The sequence below is a fragment of the Vibrio eleionomae genome, from assembly GCF_009874545.1.
Taxonomy (GTDB): domain Bacteria; phylum Pseudomonadota; class Gammaproteobacteria; order Enterobacterales; family Vibrionaceae; genus Vibrio; species Vibrio nitrifigilis.
Genome location: NZ_WEKT01000009.1, coordinates 95054 through 119462, shown reverse-complemented (window position 1 = coordinate 119462; position 24409 = coordinate 95054). Strand labels below are relative to the sequence as shown.

General features: G+C 41.6%; 25 protein-coding genes and 1 pseudogene. 12 read left to right on the top strand and 14 right to left on the bottom strand.

Annotation, left to right across the window (positions count from 1 at the left end; all coding sequences use genetic code 11):
* Positions 1–100: 100 nt before the first annotated feature.
* Positions 101–664 carry a helix-turn-helix domain-containing protein gene (locus tag F9817_RS07670; protein ID WP_237476203.1) on the bottom strand — a complete coding sequence of 188 codons (564 nt, stop codon included), beginning with the start codon at positions 662–664 and terminating at the stop codon, positions 101–103.
* Positions 665–750: 86 nt separating this feature from the next.
* Positions 751–1575, bottom strand: coding sequence for a sugar phosphate isomerase/epimerase family protein (locus F9817_RS07665; RefSeq protein ID WP_161154373.1), 825 nt, complete (start codon positions 1573–1575; stop codon positions 751–753).
* 174 nt (positions 1576–1749) lie between these two features.
* Between F9817_RS07665 and F9817_RS07660 the strand changes: the two genes are divergently transcribed.
* Positions 1750–2760 carry a S66 family peptidase gene (locus F9817_RS07660; protein WP_161154372.1) on the top strand — a complete coding sequence of 337 codons (1011 nt, stop codon included), beginning with the start codon at positions 1750–1752 and terminating at the stop codon, positions 2758–2760.
* An 84-nt stretch (positions 2761–2844) separates the two neighbouring features.
* Here the strand turns inward: F9817_RS07660 and F9817_RS07655 are convergent, their stop codons facing one another.
* From F9817_RS07655 to F9817_RS07640, 4 genes are all read right to left on the bottom strand, one after another.
* Positions 2845–3447, bottom strand: coding sequence for a TetR/AcrR family transcriptional regulator (locus tag F9817_RS07655; protein WP_161154371.1), 603 nt, complete (start codon positions 3445–3447; stop codon positions 2845–2847).
* A gap of 7 nt (positions 3448–3454) precedes the next feature.
* Positions 3455–4900 (bottom strand): APC family permease, encoded by a 1446-nt coding sequence (locus tag F9817_RS07650; protein ID WP_161154370.1) that lies wholly within the window; start codon positions 4898–4900, stop codon positions 3455–3457.
* A gap of 52 nt (positions 4901–4952) precedes the next feature.
* Positions 4953–6182 carry an aminotransferase class III-fold pyridoxal phosphate-dependent enzyme gene (locus F9817_RS07645; protein WP_161154369.1) on the bottom strand — a complete coding sequence of 410 codons (1230 nt, stop codon included), beginning with the start codon at positions 6180–6182 and terminating at the stop codon, positions 4953–4955.
* 604 nt (positions 6183–6786) lie between these two features.
* Complete coding sequence (locus F9817_RS07640) at positions 6787–7752, bottom strand: nitrilase family protein (RefSeq protein ID WP_161154368.1); 966 nt, start codon at positions 7750–7752, stop codon at positions 6787–6789.
* 97 nt (positions 7753–7849) lie between these two features.
* On the opposite strand from F9817_RS07640, the gene F9817_RS07635 reads away from it, so the two are divergent.
* Positions 7850–8731, top strand: coding sequence for a LysR family transcriptional regulator (locus F9817_RS07635; RefSeq protein ID WP_161154367.1), 882 nt, complete (start codon positions 7850–7852; stop codon positions 8729–8731).
* A 192-nt stretch (positions 8732–8923) separates the two neighbouring features.
* Here F9817_RS07635 and F9817_RS07630 read toward each other — a convergent pair whose 3' ends face one another.
* The 3 genes from F9817_RS07630 to F9817_RS07620 all read right to left on the bottom strand — a co-directional run bounded on the left by F9817_RS07630 (position 8924) and on the right by F9817_RS07620 (position 11096).
* Positions 8924–9559 (bottom strand): alanyl-tRNA editing protein, encoded by a 636-nt coding sequence (locus F9817_RS07630; RefSeq protein ID WP_161154366.1) that lies wholly within the window; start codon positions 9557–9559, stop codon positions 8924–8926.
* A 69-nt stretch (positions 9560–9628) separates the two neighbouring features.
* Positions 9629–10201 carry a helix-turn-helix domain-containing protein gene (locus tag F9817_RS07625; protein WP_161154365.1) on the bottom strand — a complete coding sequence of 191 codons (573 nt, stop codon included), beginning with the start codon at positions 10199–10201 and terminating at the stop codon, positions 9629–9631.
* Positions 10202–10283: 82 nt separating this feature from the next.
* Entirely contained in the window at positions 10284–11096 is an 813-nt protein-coding gene (locus F9817_RS07620; RefSeq protein ID WP_161154364.1) for a carbon-nitrogen hydrolase family protein, read from the bottom strand.
* 194 nt (positions 11097–11290) lie between these two features.
* On the opposite strand from F9817_RS07620, the gene F9817_RS07615 reads away from it, so the two are divergent.
* The 7 genes and pseudogenes from F9817_RS07615 (at position 11291) to F9817_RS07590 (ending at position 16367) form a co-directional block, all read left to right on the top strand.
* Positions 11291–11710 (top strand): Lrp/AsnC family transcriptional regulator, encoded by a 420-nt coding sequence (locus F9817_RS07615; protein ID WP_161154363.1) that lies wholly within the window; start codon positions 11291–11293, stop codon positions 11708–11710.
* A 498-nt stretch (positions 11711–12208) separates the two neighbouring features.
* Positions 12209–12670, top strand: coding sequence for a GNAT family N-acetyltransferase (locus tag F9817_RS07610; protein WP_161154362.1), 462 nt, complete (start codon positions 12209–12211; stop codon positions 12668–12670).
* Between the two features lie 138 nt (positions 12671–12808).
* Positions 12809–13213 carry a GFA family protein gene (locus F9817_RS07605; protein WP_161154361.1) on the top strand — a complete coding sequence of 135 codons (405 nt, stop codon included), beginning with the start codon at positions 12809–12811 and terminating at the stop codon, positions 13211–13213.
* Between the two features lie 451 nt (positions 13214–13664).
* The gene (locus F9817_RS07600) at positions 13665–14684 is read left to right on the top strand and encodes a TauD/TfdA family dioxygenase (protein WP_161154360.1); all 1020 of its coding nucleotides are present in this window, start codon (positions 13665–13667) and stop codon (positions 14682–14684) included.
* A pseudogene (locus F9817_RS23985) lies at positions 14680–14787 on the top strand (NAD(P)-dependent oxidoreductase); the annotation flags it as partial. The gene F9817_RS07600 and the pseudogene F9817_RS23985, both read left to right, overlap by 5 nt.
* Positions 14788–14807: 20 nt before the next feature.
* Positions 14808–15590 carry a sulfite exporter TauE/SafE family protein gene (locus tag F9817_RS07595; RefSeq protein WP_161154359.1) on the top strand — a complete coding sequence of 261 codons (783 nt, stop codon included), beginning with the start codon at positions 14808–14810 and terminating at the stop codon, positions 15588–15590.
* A 231-nt stretch (positions 15591–15821) separates the two neighbouring features.
* Positions 15822–16367, top strand: coding sequence for a GrpB family protein (locus F9817_RS07590; RefSeq protein WP_161154358.1), 546 nt, complete (start codon positions 15822–15824; stop codon positions 16365–16367).
* Between the two features lie 4 nt (positions 16368–16371).
* Here the strand turns inward: F9817_RS07590 and F9817_RS07585 are convergent, their stop codons facing one another.
* Complete coding sequence (locus F9817_RS07585) at positions 16372–17532, bottom strand: MFS transporter (RefSeq protein ID WP_161154357.1); 1161 nt, start codon at positions 17530–17532, stop codon at positions 16372–16374.
* 130 nt (positions 17533–17662) lie between these two features.
* On the opposite strand from F9817_RS07585, the gene F9817_RS07580 reads away from it, so the two are divergent.
* Positions 17663–18547 (top strand): LysR family transcriptional regulator, encoded by an 885-nt coding sequence (locus F9817_RS07580; RefSeq protein WP_161154356.1) that lies wholly within the window; start codon positions 17663–17665, stop codon positions 18545–18547.
* A gap of 67 nt (positions 18548–18614) precedes the next feature.
* Here the strand turns inward: F9817_RS07580 and groL are convergent, their stop codons facing one another.
* Positions 18615–20213 carry a chaperonin GroEL gene (groL, locus tag F9817_RS07575; protein ID WP_161154355.1) on the bottom strand — a complete coding sequence of 533 codons (1599 nt, stop codon included), beginning with the start codon at positions 20211–20213 and terminating at the stop codon, positions 18615–18617.
* Between the two features lie 37 nt (positions 20214–20250).
* On the bottom strand, positions 20251–20541 hold the full coding sequence (locus tag F9817_RS07570) for a co-chaperone GroES (protein ID WP_161154354.1): 291 nt from the start codon (positions 20539–20541) through the stop codon (positions 20251–20253).
* A gap of 466 nt (positions 20542–21007) precedes the next feature.
* Between F9817_RS07570 and F9817_RS07565 the strand changes: the two genes are divergently transcribed.
* A complete protein-coding gene (locus tag F9817_RS07565; protein WP_161154353.1) occupies positions 21008–22033 on the top strand; it encodes a DMT family transporter in 1026 nt (341 codons plus the stop codon).
* A gap of 118 nt (positions 22034–22151) precedes the next feature.
* Complete coding sequence (locus F9817_RS07560) at positions 22152–22541, top strand: ribosome recycling factor family protein (RefSeq protein ID WP_161154352.1); 390 nt, start codon at positions 22152–22154, stop codon at positions 22539–22541.
* 77 nt (positions 22542–22618) lie between these two features.
* Here F9817_RS07560 and F9817_RS07555 read toward each other — a convergent pair whose 3' ends face one another.
* Both F9817_RS07555 and F9817_RS07550 read right to left on the bottom strand, forming a co-directional pair.
* Positions 22619–23479, bottom strand: coding sequence for an ABC transporter permease (locus tag F9817_RS07555; protein WP_161154351.1), 861 nt, complete (start codon positions 23477–23479; stop codon positions 22619–22621).
* Positions 23479–24399, bottom strand: a complete 921-nt coding sequence (locus F9817_RS07550; RefSeq protein WP_161154350.1) for an ABC transporter permease — start codon at positions 24397–24399, stop codon at positions 23479–23481. Before F9817_RS07550 ends, F9817_RS07555 begins: the two co-directional genes overlap by 1 nt.
* Positions 24400–24409: the final 10 nt, after the last annotated feature.

The window sequence follows — 24409 nt, the reverse complement described above, 5'->3', positions numbered from 1 at the left end:
TACAAACAAAAGCATAAGCTTGGTCACTTAAGAGAGACTTAAGGACGGTTTAGTACTTGGTGAATATTTAAGAAGTCACTCAACGATTGCCTTTAAGCATTTAGGTGTAATGCACAATATTTTGAAAGCGAACGGCTGGGCTGTTAGCTCTATAAGTATGAGGTTGATCTGCGTAGAAACGAACGGTGTCTTGGGTAACAAAAGTGTGCCATTCGTTGTCATAAAAAAGGTCGAGAGTACCTTCAAGAACCCAAACGGTTTCAAGTACGCCATGGGCGTGTGCTTCAGAGTGTTGTTCATGATGATTAGACAGATGAATATCAAACATTTCCAGTTTAACCCTTGGATCATAGGGCATCATGGGCACGATCTGCATATTTGGATCATCAGGGAAATCGACGTCTTCTTGTCTGCGCGGTTGTGAGTGTGCAGATGATAAAAACGCTGAGAATGAGGTATCCAAGCCACTAGCAATTTGCCATAGTTTAGCAATGGTTGGGCTCGATTCTTCACGTTCAATCTGTCCGAGCATCGCTTTGGAGACACCGGTCAGTTTTGCTACTGCGTCTAAACTTAATTTACGTTCAGCGCGTAGGGCTTTTAGGTGTTGTGAAATGTGCTGCTTTAGGTGTGATTCTGGCGCTTCCATGGTCAAAGTTCTCATCCTATCTAACTTAATATCAACAATATCATAACTTTATATAGGATGGATGCAAAAAGGCGTATTAAATACGCCTTTATGAGGTTCGATCAGTCGATATAGTGACTCATATTTTCAAGGCACATCTCTGCGACAATTTTATGGTCCTCTTCCCATAAGGTCGGACTAATCAGCTCTGGTGACCAAGCTCCGTCATAGCCCGTTTGCTTCACCGCAGCAACGTAGGCTGGGATATCAATTTCTCCTTCACCTGGCATGTAGTTACGTAGCACCATCTCATCCCATGGTTCATTATCTCGTGGGCGGCGGCCATCGCAAAAATGTACGCCAAATATTTTATTAGCGTCGAAGTTAGCGACATCTTCCGGTGTCGATACTCCTCGAGCATGCAAATGCCAAAAATCCATGACGACTCCGACATTATCGACCCCTAGGGTATCAATCACTTGCATCGCAAGTGGCAGGGTGTTGAATTGGCTCGATGCAACAAATTCTATTTGATAACGGATACCATAACGTTCACCAATACGCGCAATCTCGCCGATATTTTGTGTGATGATGGCTACACGGTCTGATGTTGTGCAGTGGTCAGTGTAATGCCCAGGGTTGAGTTGAACCGTTGGACATTCCAGTTCTGCCGCAACTTGAGTGATTCTCTCTGCTTCGGTCAATAGCGCTTGACGGTCGGTGCCACTGTGTCTGTCGACTCCCATAAGAGCATTGATGCAGGTAGCTTTTAAATCGTAATGGTCCAAACGCTGTTTCAATTGGCGAGCTTTACCGCCGTTGTCTAAGTAGCGTATGAGCTTATCGATGAAAAATTCCACACCATCATAGCCTGTCTCGTGTGCCAGGTGGATATCTGACACCGCATTAGAGTGATAGGTGGATACTCCGTGTAGTGCTTTGATCATTTTGCCTCCATAGCAATATGTGCGCTTTATCACATAATAACGACAGATGGGGGGGCTAAGTCAAATTTCAATGTGCTAGAGGGTAACTAATAACTCGTCAATTCATCACAAATCAATTATGTACGGTATGCTATTGTTTTATATTGACTGTATAAATTAATTAGAGGAATCAGAATGATAACTACACTACCTCCCAAGTTAAAAGCAGGCGATACCATCGGCTTTTTCTCTCCTTCATCGCCTGCCACTGTTTTTGCCCCTAATCGTTTTGCTCGCGCGAAAGCGTATCTCGAAAATCAGGGGTTTTGTTTAAAAGCAGGGAATTTAACTGGGAAAGATGATAATTATCGCTCTGGTTCGATTCATGCTCGGGCAGAGGAACTCAATCAACTGATTCGAGATCCTGAAGTGCGTTGTTTAATCTCGACTATCGGTGGTAACAATAGTAATGCGTTATTACCCTACATTGATTATGAGGCACTAAAACAAGACCCGAAAATCATTATTGGCTACTCTGATGTAACCGCATTGCTGCTAGGCATCTATCAGCAAACCGGAATTGTGACCTATTATGGCCCAGCATTAGTCGCCTCTTTTGGTGAATTACCGCCGCTGGTGGATCAAACCTTTGCGTCATTTTTTGATCTCCTATGTCGCGATTCTCAGACTCGCTATCATTATGAGATGCCGAAATATTGGACGGATGCTCGTATTGATTGGGAAACACAAGTAGAGGCAAAACCAACCAATGCGAACCATTGGGACTTTCTTGGTGAAGGTAAAGTATCTGGTCGCATCATCGGCGGTAACCTGAATACCATGGCTGGAATTTGGGGAACGCCTTATATGCCTGAGATTCAGCAGGGTGATATTTTGCTTATCGAAGATTCCCTTAAAGGTATCGAGACCGTTGAGCGGTCGTTTGTCCATCTAAAATTGAGTGGCATTTTTGATAAAGTCGGGGCCATTATTTTGGGTAAACATGAAGGGTTTGATCATCGAGAAACCTACCGTTCACCTCTGGGTGTATTACTTGAAGTACTTGACGGCCAAAAAGTGCCAATTGTGAATGGTTTTGACAGTTGCCATACCCACCCAATGCTTGTGACCCCGATGGGAGCTCATATGACGATTGATTTCGATGAACAGCAAGTCGTGCTTGATCAGCCTTGGATTGGTGATTGAATATTCAAGTTGTGTTCGTCTTTTCAGTACAAAGCATATGATATATCGTAAAAATAATGTTATCCGCTTTGGTTTTATATAATCTCAATTTCTGACATCAAGAAACTCTGGCATATATAGGCGTAAATAACTGATTGAGGCTCGGATACTTTCCGTCATGTAGTCGTTTGTAATTTTCCCATGTTTGCTATAAGAAAGACCGAGAATGCCATCCCCTAAAGCAAAGGAGATGGCGATTTTGTTTTGAAAGTCGTTAATGCCGATAAAGTTAAAAGTTTCAAGTAGTTCGTTTGCAATCAGATGTGCAATGTTTTCACTTCCTTCAATATCCATGTTTTTAACGCCGCTACTAACACCAGAACCTAAAAACAACCGCATCATGGCAGGGTTATCGTTTTGAAACTTAAATCCTGACATCAGTTTACTGATGTAAAGGTTTTGCCATGTGAGCGTATCAGGTAATGGTGCAGACTTGACATGTTCAATAAATTGGATGTGAAACTGACGAGCAACTTCTATAAACAACATATTTTTGTTGGGAAAAAAGTTATAAATTGATGGTAACGGCACATTCGAGATTGCAGCTATATCCGCGAGACTTATATCATCAGCCCCACGTTCTTTCAGCAATTCTATAGCAGAATCTACAATCAATTTTGCTCGCTCAATAGCACGTTTTTGCATCATTACTAACTTATCCCTCGTAACTTACTTCTAAACGGTTTGTGTTCTTTTTACGTTTTCGTCCATGATAACACCCAAAAATAAAAAGTACGACGAGCAACAAAGGAGTGGAATTAACCAACATGGACGTCGAACCAGTTAATATTGAATAATTGCTAACAATTAAATAGTCAGAAATACATAAACCAACCACTGAAATCAACGGTGTTATAAATGTTCGAAAGAGTCGTTTATCTCCTTTTTTACGGAAATATACAAACACCGAAATGGCTACAATTGCTTGTAATACCACTATACCTAAAGTCGCTAATGCTGTCGTGCTAGGGTAAATTTCCATAAATGAATTATCACCTTTTAACACTGGCACCATTATAAACGCAGCAACGATGATTGATGTTAATGTACTGGCACGAACTGGAGTTTTTGACTCTCCAGATAAGTGACTGAAATAACTTGGAACCCCTCCGTCTTTACTGATGATATAGAAGTAACGAGTGGTCGCGTTATGTAAAGAAAGATAACCAGCGACGATACTGGAACAAAACATAAAGCTAGTTAATGTACCAAATGTATCTCCGCAATATTGTTTAATAATATTTACGACTAATTCACCTTCCATTTTATGCGCCATGGACATAATTTTATCCACACCAGCGCCGCCGACGATAAACCAACTCGTAAGGAAATAAAATATCGCAATGGAACTAACACCTAAAATTAAAGAACGTGGAATAGTTTTATCTGGATCGACCGCTTCTTCTGAATAAAGAACCGCTGTTTCAAAGCCTATGAAAGATGTAAAGCCGATCATTACAGCTATGCCTAAACCTGCGCTAAACATATATTGGTGAGCAAATATCTCAGTTGGTAGAGCATTGGTTGTTTTATGTATTCCTATGGTTGCATCTAAAATAGTCAGAATAATAAATTCTACCATTACGATAATAATGACACCACGCGCACCAATATCAGCCGACTTTCTACCTAAAAGCGACACGAGAATGAAGTAAATCAGTGTCCATAATTGCCAGCCAAGGTGGATACCATATGGCGAGACTGTTATATCAGTAAAATACCCTGCTGCGGCTCCGACAGCAGAAGTTAATGATGAGTAGGAAAACAGAGCGACAAACGCTGATGCCATACCTACTTTCTTACCCAAGATAGTATTTATGTAGGTGTAAAATCCTCCTTCACCTTTGACTTCAACGGTTAGTGCAGAAAATCCAATTGTAAAGCACATTAAAATAGCGCCAGCAATAATATAGGCGATAGGCAATCCTGGCCCATTACCTAATAACACCCCGACCGACACATTTCCAAGCATTGAAGCTAGAGGCGCTGCACAAGCGATAATTAAAAACACAATATGAGACGTTTTAAGATAGCGTTTCATATGCTCTGAATTTGGAGGTATTTTGTTTTTCGACTTTTGAGAAAGTGCCGTTTTTTCCATACTAGTCACCTTATATCCCTATATCAGTTAACATTGATGTATTAATGGTGTTTTATCGATAACAAGCGAGCTTTATAAATGCCTGTTCCGTTGCGTAGAGAGTCGCTTCGATATCAGATTTTTTATGAGCAGCACTGATGAACATGTTGTGATAAGGGTGAAAATAGACCCCTTGTTCAATCAGTTCAGACGTCCATTTAAAGCCCAATTGAGCTTTAGGATCGTTAGCAAACAACATTTGTGGCATAGCGACAGGACCTGTTTGATGTAATTCAAAATCATATTGTTCTGCTTGTTTAGTAATACCTTCACGCAGCATTGTCGCCATAGCATAAATGTGCTCTAGATAGGACGTATTCTCGATGATGTTGAGCGTCGCAAGCGCTGCTGCCATTGGGACAGCAGAGAACCAGTATGTCCCGGTAACGAATATTTTTGTAGCGGCATCGCGCAGTTTGTTATTTGCACATAGAGCTGAAATAGGGTAACCGTTACTTAATGCTTTACCCCAAGTAGAAATATCCGGTTGAACACCCATTTGGCTCCATAAAGTATCACGGGCGACTCGAAAACCTGTACGCACTTCGTCTACTATTAAAATAGCATCGTGTTCATCACAAAGTTGTCGTGCTAGTTTTGCGTATTCGACATCTGGGAAAAATTGGTCTTCGAATGTCTCGTGGCGAAATGGTGTTGCAAAAATTCCAGCAACATCACCGTTAGCTTGAGCAAATGCATCATGTAAACTTTGCGGATCGTTATATTCAAAATAAATAATATTGGCACGGTCTTCTTTAGTGATACCAACTAACACTGGCGTATTCCAGTTTGCCGAACCGTGATAAGCTCCGCGAGCTACTAATATTGTTTTTTTTCCTTTATAGGCACGAGCTAACATCATCGCGATGTTATTTCCATCTGCTCCATTTTTACTGAACATAGCCCAATCGGCATGGGAAATCATAGAAACCAACTTCTCCGCTAGTGATACGATGAGTTCGGTTGGTCCTGTTAACGTATCAGCCATCATCTTTTGTCCTAACGCTGCGGCTTCAACTTCACAGTGGTTATACCCCAAAAGGTTAGCACCATAGCCACACATATAATCTATGTATTCATTATCATCAACGTCCCACATTCGACAGCCGCTAGCTTTTTTAAAAAACTGTGGATAGTTGCTTGGCAAGCTTGCCGAATTTAGATGTCCATACATTCCTCCTGGAATTACCATTTGTGCGCGGTCTTTCAATTCATCGTGTTTTACCAGTTTTCTGTTGCTCATATCGATCGTCTCAAATAGGTAGAAAATTTCATTTTTATCCTATGCATTTACCTTGCCACCGCACTGGTTAAGTCATTTTTAGGTTTTTTTACAACTTAAACGCTAAATAATGCACCATGATGGATTTATTGCTTTATTTTTGTTCAATAATCTTCGGTTAAAATAAAATTATCTATCAGATATGGTTCAATGTTTGCTCTGTTGATTCGTTGTTAGAAATGTTTTTCTGTAATCATGTGATGAAACGACAAAATATTGAATGGGTGCTCGTAATGATTGGGAAACACAAATAAAGGCAAAACCATCCAATGCTTGTGACCCCGATGGGAGCTCATATGACGATTGATTTCGATGAACAGCAAGTCGTGCTTGATCAGCCTTGGATTGGTGATTAAAGACTGCGTTTAATACGGTTGTTTTATCTTGTTATCATTTTAAACATGAGCGATGAGGACAGGCACTTTAGGAAGTGCCTGTTTTTTGTAAATTTTAAATTTATTCAATTATTTAGTTCTATTGTTTTTCGACCTTTGTATTGTCTATCGTCCAAACGGGATTGCCAGTCAGGATAAGTCCAAGTTAGCCAACCGGATACATAGTAACTCTAGTCGATTTCTTCTTTGGAAAACCTCGCGTCAAATGCTGATAATTCATCGCCTTTGGCTGTAAGTGGTTGATAGAGTTCTGGCCTGCGACCACGAATCCAACGCCTGCCCGTACACATATCTAGCTCCTGTGCTTTGAGATCTGCAATAACCATATCATTATCAACACTATCGGTTTCAGCTAAGATCTGTCCATATGGATTGAGGATCATGGCGTTTCCAGTCCTGACTTCATTCATATCGACACCCACACCATTGCTAAATATTAGAAACATCCCGTTGTCATGAGCGCGTGAAGGCAACCAGCGCATTAGCCATTCACGGCCTTTGTGTCCATGCATCTCTTGGCGAATGGCCTCAGGGTTTTGGTTTCGGTTGTACCATAACTGTGTATCGATAAGTCCCATAGCGTTAGGGCTACGGGAGTCACATCCACCGGTTTGGTGGGGAGCAAGCAGAATATCTGCTCCTTTGAGGGCCGTGATTCTAGCGTTTTCAATCAAGTTGTTATCCCAACAGATAAGTATTCCGACGCGACATCCATGTGGGGTGTCAAACACGGTATATTCATTACCGCTTGTCATGTGTCGACTCACAAAAGTATGCAGTTTTCGATGTTTCGCCAGTCGACCATCAGGCATCGCTACTAGATAGGTGTTATAGAGTTTCCCTTTCTCATCTATTTCAATTAGCCCAGCACCAATACTGATCTGGTACTTCTCGGACATAGCAAGTAGAGCCAAAGATATTTCTCCTTGGGGAACAAACTCCGCCAGATCTTGAACCTCTCGCTTACTGAGTTTTGATACATGCCAGTATCCGGTAATGCACATTTCGGGGAAGACAATAATACTCACATCAAGCTTTGCTGCTTCTTCGACATAATGCTGAATAATCGAGATATTATAGTGCTTGTCATTGGCTCTATGATTAAACTGAACTGAGGCAACGCGTATGTCTTGCATGAAAACTCCTTAGCTGTTGACTATTAACGTTGTCAGTATAAAAACTCAGTTACATTCCATATAATGAATAATATTCTGCATTCAATGACTATATAGAATGGATATCGATCAACTACGAACATTTTGCCAGTTAGCATTAGATTGTAACTACCGAGTTGCGTCTGAGCACCTTTGTATCACTCAATCAGCGCTAACCAAAAAGATTCAGCGTCTGGAGGCGCATATTGGATTGGTTTTGTTTGAGAGAGGGAGAAAGGGCGCATGTTTAACGCCTGCCGGACAAGTGTTGTTACCTGAAGCACAGCGTTTGGTGGATAATTTCAGCGCTTTCCAAGCTCTAACGTATCGGGTCGCTGAGGGGATAACAGGATCTTTAAAAATGGGGTTCGGTATATCTTCTTATACATTAGCGCCAGATTATATCGTAAGGTTTAAATCACAGTTTCCTCATATTCATATTGAACTCAATGACATACCATCACAGGTACAAACGGATTTGTTACTTCGTGGAGAGCTTCAGCTTGGTTTCAGCCGACTTCCTGTGTCCTCTCCGCCGCTTAAAGGTATCAAGCTTAAGTCCGATCATTTAGTGATCGCCGTTCACCGTAGCCATACTATAGATGAGGATAACCCTTGGGATGCATTAGAGCATTTGGATTATTTAAGGCTTACTCCAGTACGAGGGAAAGGGTTATCGAAGCAGATAGACAAGTTATTAATAGAGGAAAATCAATCAATAAACCCGGTACAGGAAGCGGATGATATTGCTACGCTGCTCGCTCTTGTTTCGGCTAATACGGGGTTTACAATTGTTCCTGTCAGCGTTGGCCATATTGCTAATGATAGTGTTCGACTTATTCCATTAAGTAGTCCAAGTGCCGTATGGGATATAGGCCTAATTTGGAATGAGCGGCTAGATTGTGCTGCGAGAGACCGTTTCATTCAGTTTGTCGTTAGAGAACCACATGCTAACCTTTGACTCTAAGTTACCTTGCTCTTACTTAAAGTTATGCTGTCGAATGAAAAGACAGCTCTAATGGGGCTAGTATTTTTGGTCCACTTTCGTTTAAGAATGCTCTGGCTGAAACCTTTTAGCCCCATTTAATTTAAGCCCAGCAGATTTGTGTCGTTATTTGACATACTTTAATAATGAATAAGCGCCATAAAGTGCTCATTCTACTGTAATTTCTACTCGTTCCTTTCCTCGACCAAGATTTCTTCGCCGTAATTTCACTTTACCCACTTCAGACGTTCTACGGATATGTGTGCCTCCGCAAGGAACCTCAGAGAACCCATTAATTTTCCAATATCTTCGTTCTTGACCTATATCGGAAAAACAACTTTCAACCACAACATCAGCATCAACTATTTCTTGTACTTGTTTTTCTATTTCTTCAGCTAAGCTTCCAATATTCCCATCATAACGGAAGTCGATTCTGCTTTTGTCTTCAGAAATATGAGCCCCAATTTTCTCTATGGTCAGGCGTTTATAAAAGCACTCAAGAACTAATTCCGCAGCAAAATGGAGCTTCATCAGAGAATATCTTCTGGGCCAGCTTATTACAGTAATCACGTCGTCTCCAATGGAGAAGGGAGGAGCAGAATTGAGGGTATACTGAATACGTGTCCCTGTTTTATCAGCTCGAATTACCTCAATTCCACCGATTGTGCCGTGATCACTTTCTTGACCACCAGACTCTGCATAAAAGATAGTTTCGGACAGTTCGATAGTTTGACTGTCGATACTGGTGACACGAGATGTTAGTTCACATAGATAGGGGTCTTCCCAAAACATTTTTTTAGTCATAATTTTCCCTTTTTAAAATCCATTTCAAAAACAAAACCAATAATGACAAGCCCATTAATAATGATGAGTTCAGTAATCAGTCGGTGGATAGTGAATAATGTTGTGAAAAACAGCACGACCATTACCAATATTCTTATATGAATGAGGCTGAGCACCACTAAAACGAATAGCTTGTCCTTCTCCCAAAACATGCCAAGCATCGTCACAGTGAATTGCCATTCGCCCAGATACACATATAACGTGCTCAATTACACCGAGGTTATGCGCTTCTGATTTATGTTCGTAACTTTCTTTAAGTCCAAGTTCATAAACTTCGAAGCCAAGTGACGCCTCGTAAGGGAAAAGTACATTGACGAAAAAATCATCATTGACCCAATCATCTGCAGATCGGTCATCACTCATTTTGAGTGTGTTTGGTTGAGTGTTTATCACCGGACTTGCAATAACGAACTGTGAGAAGGATACATTTAACCCTGAAGCTATCTGCCATAGTCTTGCGATAGTTGGACTAGATACCCCGCGTTCTATCTGACTTAACATGGCTTTACTAACTCCTGTTAATTCCGCTGTTTTATCCAACGTCAGGCCTTTTTCTTTCCTTATACGACGTAAATTTTTACTGACTTCTTGGTCTATTTGCATAACCCTAAACCTAAATCTGCTATAACATACAAAAGGTAGCATAAATCTGTTATAGCATACAACAACGCTGAGATAACTAGGATTAGTCTTGGATGGTCACTGATCTTTCGGGTAAGCACTGCGATATGAAAGTTTCACGCACATAACATGGGTATTGTTTTTGCTGTTTTTTAACTAATTCTAAATCAAGTTCAAATGAAACTATGGGGTTATTGGTAGAAGTTTCAGATATGAACGAGCCATCGGGGGCAAAAGCAAATCCTTTACCGCCGAAAACTAAATGGTCATTGATTTTTCCGACACGGTTAGAGCTGACGACATAACAACCAGAAACAATTGCAGCCATTGATGCTGCTGTTTTCCATTTTTCAAAGCTCTGTTCTGTTGCTCTAGGTACAACAATTAATTGAGCGCCTTGGTATCGGTAAGACCTAGCCCATTCATTGAACATGACCTCCGTACACAAAAGAAAGCCTACGGCTAAATTCTCGCTTTTGAATACATCAAAACCTTTCTTTTCAGTACGAAACCATGATGTTTCATAAAACCCCGTCTCTTCAGGGAAGTAATGTTTCTGATGTGCAAAGCTATATTCACCATTTACGAGAGCAAACGCTTCGTTTGCCAGAATATCCTCACATTTGATTGGTCGTGAGGACAGAATAAGAGGAATATTAAGCTCCTTTAATGCGTTGATGCCAATGTGATGAGCAGAAATAGACTCTTCTGCGCACTGTGCGTCGAAGTTGTTACTTGCGGATAGCCATTTTCCAAAAGGCATTTCATTTGTTACCAACACATCAGGTCTTTCAGAAGCAATTTTTTTCCTTATATCTTCCCAATCACTACCTTCGGCTGTTAAACCTTCAGGGAATTCAACATAGGTAATTTTCATCTTGTATAATCCTTATCGCTGGTCGATTGATGCTTGATTACTAACTTACCGTGACAACGGAAAAATTCAGATAGGCAAGACGTCATCATTAACCAACGATCTGTTGTTTATGCAGGTGAATCGTCGGTGATGCTGATAGATATGCTATATTGCATATCTCTAATGACTTCGAACTACTGATTTTGAAAGGGTTTATGGACAAGTTTGATCAGAATATATTAGCTTGCCTAACTAATGATGCACGCCAAACTAACGCAGAAATAGCACGAAAAGTGGGTTTATCGCGCAGTGCTGTGTCGGAGCGCATTCGTAAAATGGAGGAACAGAAACTTATTCTGGGCTATCGAGCTGCTCTAAAGGCACAAGAAAACAAGATTGCTGCTTATTTTCAATTGTCCTTTAGTAAGAGTTGTTGTGATGAAGTTGAGGTTATTATTCGGCCATACAAAGAAATCAAAAGTTGCCACAGTACTTCGGGGGAAGTGGATATGATTATTTTTGCCGAAGCTGAGGGGATAACCGAATTAAACAACCTTAGAAACCGTCTTGAACAACTACCGAATTTGACGAGAATTATCACGCATACAGTCTTAGAAGAGCGTATTCGTAGGTAACGCACCGCTGCCATAAAAGGTTACCTAAATCACCAGAAAACCGATTGGTATGAGTTAATCTAGTATCGATATTCAATTACCGCATAGATTGTTTGGGTGATGAAAGGAGTTATCCAGTACCTTTCGGTATTATTGGTGCCATTTCGTTATTGGGAATACAAGAAGTTATCTGCAGATCGATTTTGACGGCTTTATTCTAAGTAGCATTTGTCCCAACCCCAATTTACGGAACTGTTAGGTAAAAAAACTGCTCTAAAATCATCTAGTAAACAATTCGTGATCACTCTATTAAGTCAGTTATTGACCGACTTTTCTTAATGATAGATTATGCTTCTAGTTGAGCATTTTTAACTAGACAGACATGTTCTGTAATTTGTGAGCGCTAGGAAAAATAAGACACATAGAATAGTATGTTGCAGCTATGGCGTATGTATTTTCTGAAAATATTATAAAGACAATGTCTGCTGAAAAGACACTGTTAGTCGTTTAGGGAGAAAAATGGAAATTTCTTTATTAGCGGAACATCCGCACTGTGTACCAGAAATTGCTCAATGGTACTTTACTGAATGGGCTTCTAAATCTCCTACCGGAACTCTCGAAAAAGTAATAGTTGATGTAAAAGCTAGGTCAGAGAATAGAGACAAACTGCCACTTTCTTATATTGGGTTACAAAATGGAGTTTTAGCTGGTGTAGTGGAGCTAAAATTCAGAGAGCACAAAAAGTATCCGGAATATGAGCATTGGCTGGGAGGAGTATACGTTAAATCAGATTTTCGTAAGCAGGGAGTAGCAAAGGCAATAATAGTAAAAGCGTTGTCTCATGCTGACAGTTTGGGTATTTCTGAATTGTATCTCCAAACGGAAGAAAAGAATGTGTCATTATACGCGCAGTTTGGTTTTAAAGAGCTTCATAAAGCAGAGCTTGGCATAACAATAATGGTACGGTTAAAAAAGGGATAATAGATTGCTCAAGCAGACTGCTAATACGTGGCATTTTTAATCTAAAAAGTTTAGTGATTGTAGAACATTACGATAAGCAGGGTATTGCGTTACCCAGTCGCTTATCAAGGCATTATGTAACTATAGAAGGATCTCACTATGACAGTAATTTATAAAGGGAGTTGTTTATGTGGTCAGGTTACTTTTGAAACTTCTGGTTTCAAAGATCATATAGCAAATTGCCATTGTTCAATGTGCCGTAAATTTCATGGGGCTGCATTTGGCACATTATCTAAAGTTAAAAATCTAACTTGGCTATCAGGTCAAGAACTACTCAAAGATTATGTTGCTCCAAACGGCACAATTAGAACATTTTGTGCAAACTGCGGGTCTAGTATTGGTTTTCGTAGTAAAGGTAATCCTTTGTCAGAAATCGAGCTTTCGCTGTCGTTATTCGATGAAAATATTCCAGTAAAAGCCGATGCCCATATTTATACGGATTACAAAAGTAATTGGTATGAAATAACCGATGATCTGCCCCAATATAAGGAAGGTCGAGAGTAACAGTATAGTTACATAACAAACGTCCAATACTTTTCCTAATATGGCAGAAGCTAGTCCTAGCTCGTTTGGACAAACGTACCTCGACCAATAAATAATTTTCCCCTTTGTCATTTAGCGACTTATAAGCTCTTGAAACAGTTATAGGCGTCGTTCCAAGTTTTTCAGCGAGTAACCGATGAGTGGTTAAGCTCTTTGAACTCGGTGAACATTCACCTGCTTTGATTTTCTTGTCGACGAATTTTGCTATTCGGAAGAATTTACTATTACTCACAAAGGGTCACTAGAGCAATCTTCATTCTCAATAGCATATAACATATGTTTTTTTAGTAATTCTTATTATTTAAATATATCAAATCAATATTGACATAACTCAATTGTGGTAATAATCTACAAAAAATAATATTGAATCAATTCAATGCAAACTATAACAACATCAAATCAGGCTTAAAAAATGTTAAAAGAAATGGTAGAGGCACTTAAAAAGCAAAGTGTTCAAAAAGTACATGTATCATATGAAGCTACAAATAAGTTAGTTAGTGCATTCAGTCACTTACGATTTAGAGAGGACAGTGAGTGGCTTAACGTAAGAGAATGGCTTGGAAATGTAGTCAAGCACAGCCTTAATGATGAAGTAATCCATTCTATTCAGGGTTTTAAATCAGATGATGAGCAATGTGCCCTGATTATCCGCGGTTTACCTGTTGATAGTCATTTATGTGCGACGCCATACAACGGTTATGTTCCACCATCAAAAATTCCTTTAGCTATCGCCATTCACATTGGAATATATCAATTGGCTGGAATTGAACCAGTGTCATACCAAAATGAAAATAAAGGGTTGTTATTTAGGCATGTGGTACCAGCACTCAATGCTCTAAATGAAAAGTCCTCTCATGGATCCACTTTTACCTTTGGTCATCATGTTGATAACCCCGATTTACCATTAGCATGTGAGCCAGTGACAGAAAGAAGTGGTTGTCCTGAATTCTTATCACTAATGGCATTACGATCCGATCTTAAGGTTAGATCGAATTTTATTCTATTGGATGATTTGATTGCTCAACTAAGCCACGGTGTAGTTAACGAATTATGCCAACCTAATTACCGTATTAACCGACCTGATTCATTTGGTCAGTCACGTTCTAGCCGTCTTCCTGTTTTGATAATTGGAGAGGACGGTACGATGTTATGTCGTTATGACAAGGAAAATACAACGCCTCTTACTGAAAGTGCCGCAGCAGCATTAGTAATGCTGGAAGCTCAGTTACAAAACGAGTTATTAAAACAACTCGTGGTATATCAACCTGGTGATTTATTGATAATTAAAAACCAGCGGCTTCTGCATAGCCGTGAAGGTTTTAAATCTAGATCAGATGGCGCAGACCGCTGGTTAGTTCGCATGTTTGGGATGAGTTCATTAGAGCGTATCGTTCCGGCTTTACCAGAATATAAACACATCGGCAAAGATTAAGCTTCCATTAACTAAGAAAGTCGACAATGAATATCAAATCCTGCGGCAACGAGGTTTAGGCCGTATGGATACCTCTGTGCTTTTCAAAATCTACAGTTTATAACTTCAATAGGAAACTACCTTATGGAACTCTTCGGTAATGACATTACATTTTTAATATTAATAGCATTAATGGTATCGGCCTTTGCGGCCGGTTTTATTGACTCAGTAGCTGGTGGGGGAGGTTTAATTTTAGTTCCATCTTTTATCCTTGCTGGATTGCCTCCTCAGTTAGCTCTTGGACAAGAAAAAATTGTTAGTACATTAGGTACTATCGCAGCAATACGCAATTTCATGCGAAATAAAAAGGTAATTTGGACTGCAGTTGCAACCGGCATTCCTGCAGGTCTTGTCGGTGCATATGCGGGAGCACAATCAATTCTTTACTTTGATCCCGATACTATCGGCAAAATTATTCTCTTTATGCTTCCTTTCGGAATAATCTTATCTTTCATTCCGAAAAAGAAACGCAATGAAGATAATTCTACGCTAATTAATAAACAGGTCCTTTTATTCGGCGTACCAGCCGCTGTGTTCGTAATTGGTTTCTATGATGGATTCTTCGGGCCTGGTACAGGTAGCTTTTTAATTCTAGCGTTACACTACTTACTGAGGTTCGATTTAGTTTCAGCATCCGCGACTTCAAAATTATTTAATTTTTCGTCTAACATAGGCGCATTATTCGCCTTCATGATTGCAGGTAACGTCTTATATATGTTGGCGATACCTTTAGTAGCAATGAATTTACTTGGTAACCATGTTGGTAGCTCATCAGCAATGAAGTATGGCGCTAAACTGATTCAACGAACCATTTCAGTTTCACTTAGTCTACTGATGATTTCACTGGGGTATAAATTTCTGTTCTAAGCGTCAGCCACAAAATTTATACGATAGAACTCTCATTCAATGCGGATGAGAGTTCTAGCACGTCACTGCCACAAATCCTATAGAGTTGGGGCGGTCCTAGCCCTAAGGATGACTCCTTGTGACTTTATGCATGATGTTGTTAATGCAACTTTGTTGATAGTGTTTGTGTATTCTTAACATATTTTAAAGGCAACGTTGGTTAAAAAGGATCTGTTAGGTAAATCAGAAGTTATGAGTAAGAGAATTATTGAAGTCATTGATTATCAGCCTGAATGGCGGTTTGAGTTTGCCACAGAAAAAGAGTGTATTAGTTCTGTTTTAACTGCCGCTAACATTTATGCGATACATCATATCGGTAGTACATCAGTTAAAGGGCTATGCGCTAAGCCAATCATCGACATTCTTTTGGAAGTGAACAGCCTTGATACTTTAGATTCTGAATCAGCCAAGATGGCTTCTTTGGGCTATTTAGCAAAGGGTGAATTTGGTATTAAAGGGCGTCGTTATTTCCAAAAAGGTGGAATACAAAGAACGCATCAGGTTCATGCATTCCTAGCGGACTCGCCGGAAGTGAAAAGGCATATCGCATTTCGTGACTATCTCAGAGCATTTCCTGATGTAGCGTTTAAGTACGGGGAAATCAAAAAGGCGGGTGCGCTCATGTGTAACAATGACATCGATGTTTATATTGATTACAAAAACAGTTTTATAAAAGAACATGAAGCAAAGGCACTGCGGTGGAAATCTGCCTCAAAGAACCATCAATATTCAGACTAGTTTCTTAGCTTATCTTTGGCTGCTCAACATGATCCGATTTTCTTTGTGTCAGAAATAGCAATGCAATGATTAGGGCAGCAATTCCCGCAACCAGAAAGGTGTCTCGGCCGTTGCCTGGGATATAACTCATAAATGAGGAAAGGAATTGGCCTAGAAAAATCGCCACTGAAAGCATTGCTAAGTTCTGGTTGCGGTGCGATGCATAGCTGCGTTCAACGATCATATGGTTAACTAAAGGAACCGATAGTCCAAAGCCTATTCCCATGACGATGGCACCTACAATCATGATAGGTAAACTGCCACTTGAATAGAGAGCGTGGGATAGGGCATAAGCGATAAATGCGAGGCTTAACGTGCTTATACTGCCCAGTTTATGTTGTACTTTGGGCATTTGTGATGCGGCACCTACCGCAATCAGCGAGATAAACGCCATAAAGTAACCCGTTTGCGATTCATTCAACCCCAGCGTACTGAGAAAACGAGGCATCATAATAACAGCGGTAAAAAACAGAATCATGGATAAACAGGCAGCAAAATAGACAATACGAACTTGCTCTTTACCTGTGGTTTCTTCCGGTTTTATTGAGGAGTTAGTCATGCCATGGTGGGATAGGCGTGGTTTAGGAACAAAAAAGACCACTAAGATTAAGAAAACCCATGCCATAAGGTACAAATAGAAAGGAAATGACCAGTGCATTTTCGCGAGAATGCCCCCAATCGCTAAGAAGATAACACCACCAAGTTCTATCGACATACCTTGTAGAGCAATCATTTTAAGCCGTTGTGAACCCTGATAAAAATCAGAAATGAGGGCTGTTCCCGATGCCATTACCATTGCGGTTGCTCCACCTAACACCAACCTATCTGCAAATAAAACAACCGTATTCTCAATCCACATACCGATGATGCCTAAAGCGCCATACAGCACCAAGCCAATAATCAGTACCGAATAGGCTCCAAGCCGTTTCATTACTCGCCCTACTGGCGCGCCAAAAATCACCACGCCTAAAGAGGGAAGGGTGACTAACCAGCTACTTTGCTGAGGGGATAGGTGAAGCTGGTTAGCAATATCAGGCAAACCAGGCACAATAACGCACCCTACCATGATGGTAAGACAGGCGACCGCCATAAGAGCAAACGCACCTAAATTCCCTAATTTTGTCATATTGTATTACATCCGTTGTGTTGAACTGTGCATCATTGGCACTCGATTGGTGTCGCACCAGTTATAGCTAGATGTTGTTAGTAAGGGAAATAGATTGAATTGATACTGGTAATCAGTAAAGATGATTACTATGTTAGAAATTAAACCAATGCGATATTTTATCGCTATCGCCGAAGAGCTGCATTTTGGACGCGCAGCTAAACGGCTGCATATTGTGCAGCCAGCGTTGAGTATGCAAATTAAAAAGTTGGAAGAAACGTTAGGCGCTAACCTATTAATTCGCAATCGACATCAAGTCTCTTTAACGCCGATTGGCGAACTGTTCTACAAAGAAGCCATTGATATTGTGGCGCGTACAGAACGCTTGGCAACGCGAGTTGGGTTAGCGAGTCAGGGAGAGATTGGTCAACTTAAGATCGGCGTTTCTGCGAGCGCTTTGACTAGTGACATTTTGCCGAATCTTATCAAGAGGTTTAAAACGCTATATCCGCATATTCAAGTTGAACTAAAAGAGGTTCACCCTGCAACACAGCAAAAATCCTTACTGACTCGAGAAGTTGATATTGTGATAGGGCCTAGCCAAGTGTTTGCTGGGGTTCAGGATAAAGTTAATGGTATTTATCTTAGTCAATTCGGCTTTAAGTTAGCGTGCTCAGGTGAGCATTCCCTTGCTAAGCACAGCAGAGTTGATGTGGAGAGCTTGCAACAGGAAACTTTTGTAGGATTGTCAGCTGATGAGGATGTGCTCGGCATGATGGTCACTGGATTTGCGTTGCCTTTTATTCCTCGGCATTCGATACAAGTGAAAAGTACAGCCGCGCTCTTTAGTGTCGTGGAATCTAATTTGGGGGTGGCGATTGTTTCTAGTGCATTAGAAAGAACGGCTCCACCAAACCTTGCTTTTCTCGATCTCGAAGGGATCGAAAATAACATGCCTATCTATGCGTTTACACGTCATAGCGATCAAGACCCAGTTTTGCATCATTTCAACGAGTTAATATTAAATCAGTGCTAAAAGCTTGGTAGCACTTACCAGTTTTTAGAGTAAGAAAAAGGCCACCGGAGTGGCCTTTAATGAGTGATTAAGCTGTGGCTTTTTCTTCGTCAACGTGGTCAGTCACCATGGCTTCGGTGGTGATCATTAAGCCCGCGACAGAGGCTGCAAATTGCAGTGCAGAACGCGTCACTTTCGCTGGGTCGATAATGCCTTGTTCAAGCATATCTCCGTATTCACCCGTTGCAGCGTTATAACCGAAGTTAGCGCCGCCTTCTGCCACCTTGTTGGCGACTACGGAACCTTCATCACCTGCGTTGATAGCAATTTGACGTAAAGGTTCTTCCATTGCACGCAGTGCCACGCGAATACCCACGTTTTGTTCTTGGTTATCACCTGTTAGGTGAGTTAGACTTTTAGCGATTTTCGCCAGTGCCACACCACCGCCAGGGATTATACCTTCTTCAACCGCTGCGCGAGTTGCGTTCAGTGCATCGTCAACACGGTCTTTTTTCTCTTTCATTTCGACTTCAGTCGCAGCACCAATCTTGATCACTGCCACGCCACCGGATAGTTTGGCGATGCGTTGTTGCAGTTTTTCTTTATCGTAATTTGATGTGCTGTTTTCAAGCTGGTTACGAATGGTTGCCACGCAGTCAGCAATCGCAGATTTATCGGCGACACCATCGACGATTAAGGTGGCGTCTTTACTGATAGTCACTTTTTTCGCGCTACCTAAGTGCTCTAGAGTTGTGTGCTCTAAATCTAGGCCAACTTCTTCGGCAATCACGGTTGCGCCAGTCAATGCTGCGATATCTTGCACCATGGCTTTGCGGTTATCACCAAAGCCAGGGGCTTTGACGGCTGCTGCTTTCACAATGCCGCGCATGTTATTCACAACTAGGGTAGCCAGCGCTTCACCTTCAACATCTTCTGCCACAATTAACAGTGGGCGAGAAGCTTTGGCAACGGATTCAAGTACAGGCAATAGTTCACGAATGTTGCTGATTTTCTTGTCGACCAGCAAAATGTATGGATTGTCGAGTTCGACAGTGCCCGCATCTGCGTTGTTAATGAAGTAGGGTGATAAATAACCGCGGTCGAACTGCATACCTTCAACAACCGACAATTCATTTTCTAAGCCTTGGCCTTCTTCTACGGTTATCAAACCGTCGCGGCCAACTTTTTCCATTGCTTCAGCAATGATTTCACCAATCGCCTTATCACTGTTGGCAGAAATGGTGGCTACTTGAGTGATAGATTGCTTGTCATCACAAGGTTTGGATAGTGTTTTTAACTCTTTGATCGCTTCACCAACGGCTTTATCGATACCACGTTTTAAATCCATTGGATTTAAGCCAGAGGCAACCGATTTTAGTCCTTCATTGATTAATGACTGAGCTAAAACCGTCGCAGTAGTGGTGCCATCGCCAGCTTCATCGTTAGCTTTGGAGGCGACTTGTTTTACCATCTGTGCGCCCATATTTTCGAACTTATCTTGCAGTTCGATTTCTTTTGCAACGGACACACCATCTTTGGTAATGGTGGGTGCACCAAAGGATTTGTCTAAAACAACGTTACGTCCTTTAGGGCCTAACGTTACTTTGACTGCATCGGCTAATGTATTGACACCTGCTAGCATTTTTTGACGTGCATCATTAGCGAATAATACTTCTTTTGCTGCCATGATTATCTCCTATAAAACATCACAAATTCAGATTCAATTACTCAGCGATAGCGAGCACATCGGATTCAGCTAAAATGACGTATTCTTTACCGTCGATTTTTTCTTCTTTGACGCCATAACCATCATTAAACAAGACAGTGTCTCCGGCTTTAATTTCCATTGGGACACGATCGCCATTGTTTAATACACGGCCTTTGCCGACAGCAAGGACCTTACCAATGTTGGATTTTTTGACTGATTTGGATGTCAGAACAATTCCCCCTTCGGATTTGTTTTCGACTTCTTGTCGTTCAACAATCACCTTGTCGTTTAAAGGACGAATTTTCATTTGAAGTTGCCTCCTAAATAACACTCTAGATAAAAGACATCACATGTTCGGCTCAACGATTAGTTTGAGGCCACACTCTGTGGCGAGTCATCGCTAATAGCCCGAGTTGAATATGCGCTTACCTGCGCTTGCATGATCTATATAAGTGCTCAAAGCTGAACTTCAAGGGGATTTTTCGATAAAAAATATCTATTGTAACGATAAATATTATGAATCAATTTAGGCTGTTTTATTGCCAAAGGTAGCAAAGAATCGCCCTCTTATAGCACGCCGTTATGTTGTTTTTTTGCAACATGTAGTAGATCAATGTTTATGTGATCTTCTTCAAGTTTTCCTAGAGAAACCGGGCTCGCAGCGTTATCCTTAAGTGGCTAAATAAGCGTAGCTGTCACCCCGATAGATAGCTGAATTATTGTTATCAATATTGTTCTTTTAACCAGTTAAAGGGGGCGTTAAAGGTTTAATAATGAACAAAGGTTATTTTTATATTCTGTTCGCTACACTGTTCTTTAGTTCTATGGAGGTGGCATTAAAAATAGTGGCGACAGACTTCAATCCGTTGGAATTGAACTTCCTGCGCTTTGTCATAGGCACTGTGGTTTTATGGCCGATGGCAATAAGAAGTCTGAAAGAAAAAAACTTACATGTAACTAAGCAGCATTGGCCATTCTTTTTGCTGACTGGTTTTTTGTGTGTGGTCGTTAGTATGACTTTCTTTCAGTTGGCAATTATGTACGCGCATGCATCGATTGTTGCTATCTTGTTTAGCTGTAACGCGATTTTCGTTATTCCATTGGCACACGTGTTCCTTAAACAGCGTATGACTTGGGTAAGCGTTGGGTCTTTGGCCTTAAGCGTTGTAGGGATGCTATTTATCGTCAATCCTCAACACTTGCCAAACGTAGTGGGGGTCACACTCTCATTATTGGCCGCTGTTACCTTTGCCTTGTATGGCATTGTGGGGCAAATGGGCAATCGAAAATATGGTTTCACGGGGATCTCGCTAACGTTCTTTAGCTTTATCGCAGGATGTATCGAGATGGTCGTGTTCATGGCATTCACCCATATTCCGGCTGTTGCTACCACCTTCACTCATATGGGGTTGGCTAATTTTGCAAACATCCCATTTGTACAAGGTATCAGTGTGCATACGTTACCTGCGCTTATTTATTTAGGCATTTTCGTGACAGGTTTTGGTTACGCGTTCTATTTTATGGCAATGGAAGAAACCAGTGCTGCTACCGCGTCGGTGATCTTTTATATCAAACCGGCGTTAGCACCCATTTTGGCTATGGCTGTATTAGGCGAAGTGATCCATGAAAACACTGTTATTGGGATTATGTTTATCATCGCAGGCTCGGCACTGACTTTTGCGGCGGCGGGTATCGATCGTCGGATTATTCGCAATACTCGTGCTTACATGCGGCACTTACGTTTTCAACGCTATCTGCGCCATCATCACGGGCAGCGTCATCAACATTCTTACCAATAGAATGAATGAGAGAAAACTAGAGTTAAGCCCTCGTGATTGAGGGCTTTTTAGTCTCTATGGTGTTATCCAAACTGCATTTATGCTACGGTGAGGACGTTCAACTGACTGCCGCACGATCATGACCGAAACCACGCTTACTATACCTTTACCTTCTTTGATTCACCGTATTGGTGGCATGCAAACTAAAGCACTCAAAATGGTTGCTACCCAACATCAGTGTGAATTGAAACGTGTGCGACGTTCACGCAATTGGCAGCTACAAGGCGAGGCGTTACATATTGAGCAATTTTATCGTCAATGCCAGCAACAATCGCCAGACACCTTAAAGTTTGTGATTAACAAAATTGCGCCTGTACTCGCTCAGAATCAAACCCTGCTTGAACCGTTGGCAGATAAACTTCAGCGCCTGTTAAGAGAGCAGCCGAACCTGACGTTGTCTGAACTGATGGCTCAAACCCAATGTACAGTGCAGCAGGCAAGACAAGCACGCTTTGCGGTGGAAGAGTGATCAGAGACGGTTGATAGTGGAAGGTGATGTGCATAGCAGGAGGAAACATCATTCCCTCCTGCTGATGTTGTAAGCGGTTAAGAACGGCTATCAAGCAAATCGCTAAGACCGTCACCAAGAATATTAAAGCCCAGCACTGTGACCAAAATGGCTAAACCAGGAAACAGCGAAAGATAAATATCTAAGCCGAGGAAGTTACGGCCATCACTCATCATTGTGCCCCATTCTGGGCTGGGTGGTTGTACCCCTAATCCCAAGAACGAGAGGCTTGCCGCGGAAAGGACGACACTACCTGCGGTCAGCGTTGATTGCACGATCAAAGGACCAATCGCATTACGAATAACGTAACGAGTAATGATTCTAGAATGACGCACCCCTAGGGAATGAGCGGCTTCAACGTATTCTTGAGTCTTAATATTGAGGGTTAAGTTACGGCTCAAACGAGCGTACACCGGAATAGAGAAAATGGAGATGGCAATCAGCATATTCACTAATCCCTCTCCCAACACACTGACGATCAATATGGCTAATACAATCCCTGGGAAAGCAAAAATAATATCCATCACCCACATGATCACTTGATCAAGGCGGCGGTGACCTAACCCAGCTAACACCCCAAGTGGAACACCAATGAGCATGGATAAGCCAACGCTTAGCAGCACTTCTAAAATGGTGATACGTGCGCCGTAAATCACCCGCGTGAAAATATCACGGCCATAATCATCAGTACCAAACCAATGTGTCAGTGAAGGCGGTTGTAAGGTGCTTAATAAATCTTGCGCAGCAGGATCATAGTGAGTGAGCCACGGGGCAAATAATGCGGCTAGGGCCAAAATAGCCACTAAAATGCCGCCGAGTACCAAGCTAGAGTGAGTTGAAAGATGGTACCAAAGTATCTGCAGTCGTTCTGATCCTGCGCGTTTTTCTGTCAATTCCATTAGTTAAACCTGATCTTTGGATTTAAGAAACCGATGACTACTTCACCAAGCAAGTTCATCAATACCACGCCGCTTACCGCCACTAAGGTTACCCCTTCAATCACTGGGTAATCACGATAACGCACAGAATCAACCAATAAACGGCCAATACCAGGCCAGTTAAATAGAGATTCGGTCACAACGGCACCACCAATTAAGCTTCCAAAATTGAGTGCGATAATAGTAACAATAGGCACTAAAGCATTACGAAACGCGTGCAGCCAATAGATACGAACAGGGGATAAGCCTTTGGCTTTCGCCGTGCGAATATAATCGGCAGATAGCACATCGATAACGCCAGAACGTGTCATACGGGCGACGACTGCCATTGGAAATATTGCGAGCGTTAAGGTAGGGAGAATGTAGCTCTTCCAACTGGTTGCGCCCAACAAAGGCAACCAATGCAGCTCAACAGAAAAATAGTTCATGGCAAGTAGTGCGAGCCAGAAGTTTGCGACTGAAGCGCCAGTGATGGCCAATATCATCACTATTTGGTCAATCGCCCGGTGTTGATACACCGCACCGAGCATGCCTGCCGGTACCCCGACAACAATGGCGACTATGTAGGCGAGCAATGCAAGAATGAGAGTGTAGGGTAGGCGCTCTGAAATTTCAGACAGCACTGGTTGCTTAGATTTTAACGAGTGCCCGAAATCGCCCTGTACGGCACCTTCGACAAATTTAATATATTGAACGGGAAGGGGCTGTTCGAGTCCTAAACGCACTCGCATATCTTGTACAGCTTCTGGCGTGGCTTGGTTGCCTGCCATTAACCGGGCGGGATCGCCCGGTAATGAGCGTATGGCAATGAAGACCACTAAAGAGACGCCAATCAAAATAAAAGGAAAGGCGAACAGTTTTTTAATGATGTATGACTTCATGTTACCGCTT

Bases quoted from the DNA above. Each gene is read 5' to 3' on its own strand.
- F9817_RS07670 (WP_237476203.1), bottom strand. From the start codon at position 664: ATGAGAACTTTGACCATGGAAGCGCCAGAATCACACCTAAAGCAGCAC.
- F9817_RS07665 (WP_161154373.1), bottom strand. From the start codon at position 1,575: ATGATCAAAGCACTACACGGAGTATCCACCTATCACTCTAATGCGGTG.
- F9817_RS07660 (WP_161154372.1), top strand. From the start codon at position 1,750: ATGATAACTACACTACCTCCCAAGTTAAAAGCAGGCGATACCATCGGC.
- F9817_RS07655 (WP_161154371.1), bottom strand. From the start codon at position 3,447: ATGATGCAAAAACGTGCTATTGAGCGAGCAAAATTGATTGTAGATTCT.
- F9817_RS07650 (WP_161154370.1), bottom strand. From the start codon at position 4,900: ATGGAAAAAACGGCACTTTCTCAAAAGTCGAAAAACAAAATACCTCCA.
- F9817_RS07645 (WP_161154369.1), bottom strand. From the start codon at position 6,182: ATGAGCAACAGAAAACTGGTAAAACACGATGAATTGAAAGACCGCGCA.
- F9817_RS07640 (WP_161154368.1), bottom strand. From the start codon at position 7,752: ATGCAAGACATACGCGTTGCCTCAGTTCAGTTTAATCATAGAGCCAAT.
- F9817_RS07635 (WP_161154367.1), top strand. From the start codon at position 7,850: ATGGATATCGATCAACTACGAACATTTTGCCAGTTAGCATTAGATTGT.
- F9817_RS07630 (WP_161154366.1), bottom strand. From the start codon at position 9,559: ATGACTAAAAAAATGTTTTGGGAAGACCCCTATCTATGTGAACTAACA.
- F9817_RS07625 (WP_161154365.1), bottom strand. From the start codon at position 10,201: ATGCAAATAGACCAAGAAGTCAGTAAAAATTTACGTCGTATAAGGAAA.
- F9817_RS07620 (WP_161154364.1), bottom strand. From the start codon at position 11,096: ATGAAAATTACCTATGTTGAATTCCCTGAAGGTTTAACAGCCGAAGGT.
- F9817_RS07615 (WP_161154363.1), top strand. From the start codon at position 11,291: ATGGACAAGTTTGATCAGAATATATTAGCTTGCCTAACTAATGATGCA.
- F9817_RS07610 (WP_161154362.1), top strand. From the start codon at position 12,209: ATGGAAATTTCTTTATTAGCGGAACATCCGCACTGTGTACCAGAAATT.
- F9817_RS07605 (WP_161154361.1), top strand. From the start codon at position 12,809: ATGACAGTAATTTATAAAGGGAGTTGTTTATGTGGTCAGGTTACTTTT.
- F9817_RS07600 (WP_161154360.1), top strand. From the start codon at position 13,665: ATGTTAAAAGAAATGGTAGAGGCACTTAAAAAGCAAAGTGTTCAAAAA.
- F9817_RS07595 (WP_161154359.1), top strand. From the start codon at position 14,808: ATGGAACTCTTCGGTAATGACATTACATTTTTAATATTAATAGCATTA.
- F9817_RS07590 (WP_161154358.1), top strand. From the start codon at position 15,822: ATGAGTAAGAGAATTATTGAAGTCATTGATTATCAGCCTGAATGGCGG.
- F9817_RS07585 (WP_161154357.1), bottom strand. From the start codon at position 17,532: ATGACAAAATTAGGGAATTTAGGTGCGTTTGCTCTTATGGCGGTCGCC.
- F9817_RS07580 (WP_161154356.1), top strand. From the start codon at position 17,663: ATGTTAGAAATTAAACCAATGCGATATTTTATCGCTATCGCCGAAGAG.
- groL (WP_161154355.1), bottom strand. From the start codon at position 20,213: ATGGCAGCAAAAGAAGTATTATTCGCTAATGATGCACGTCAAAAAATG.
- F9817_RS07570 (WP_161154354.1), bottom strand. From the start codon at position 20,541: ATGAAAATTCGTCCTTTAAACGACAAGGTGATTGTTGAACGACAAGAA.
- F9817_RS07565 (WP_161154353.1), top strand. From the start codon at position 21,008: ATGAACAAAGGTTATTTTTATATTCTGTTCGCTACACTGTTCTTTAGT.
- F9817_RS07560 (WP_161154352.1), top strand. From the start codon at position 22,152: ATGACCGAAACCACGCTTACTATACCTTTACCTTCTTTGATTCACCGT.
- F9817_RS07555 (WP_161154351.1), bottom strand. From the start codon at position 23,479: ATGGAATTGACAGAAAAACGCGCAGGATCAGAACGACTGCAGATACTT.
- F9817_RS07550 (WP_161154350.1), bottom strand. From the start codon at position 24,399: ATGAAGTCATACATCATTAAAAAACTGTTCGCCTTTCCTTTTATTTTG.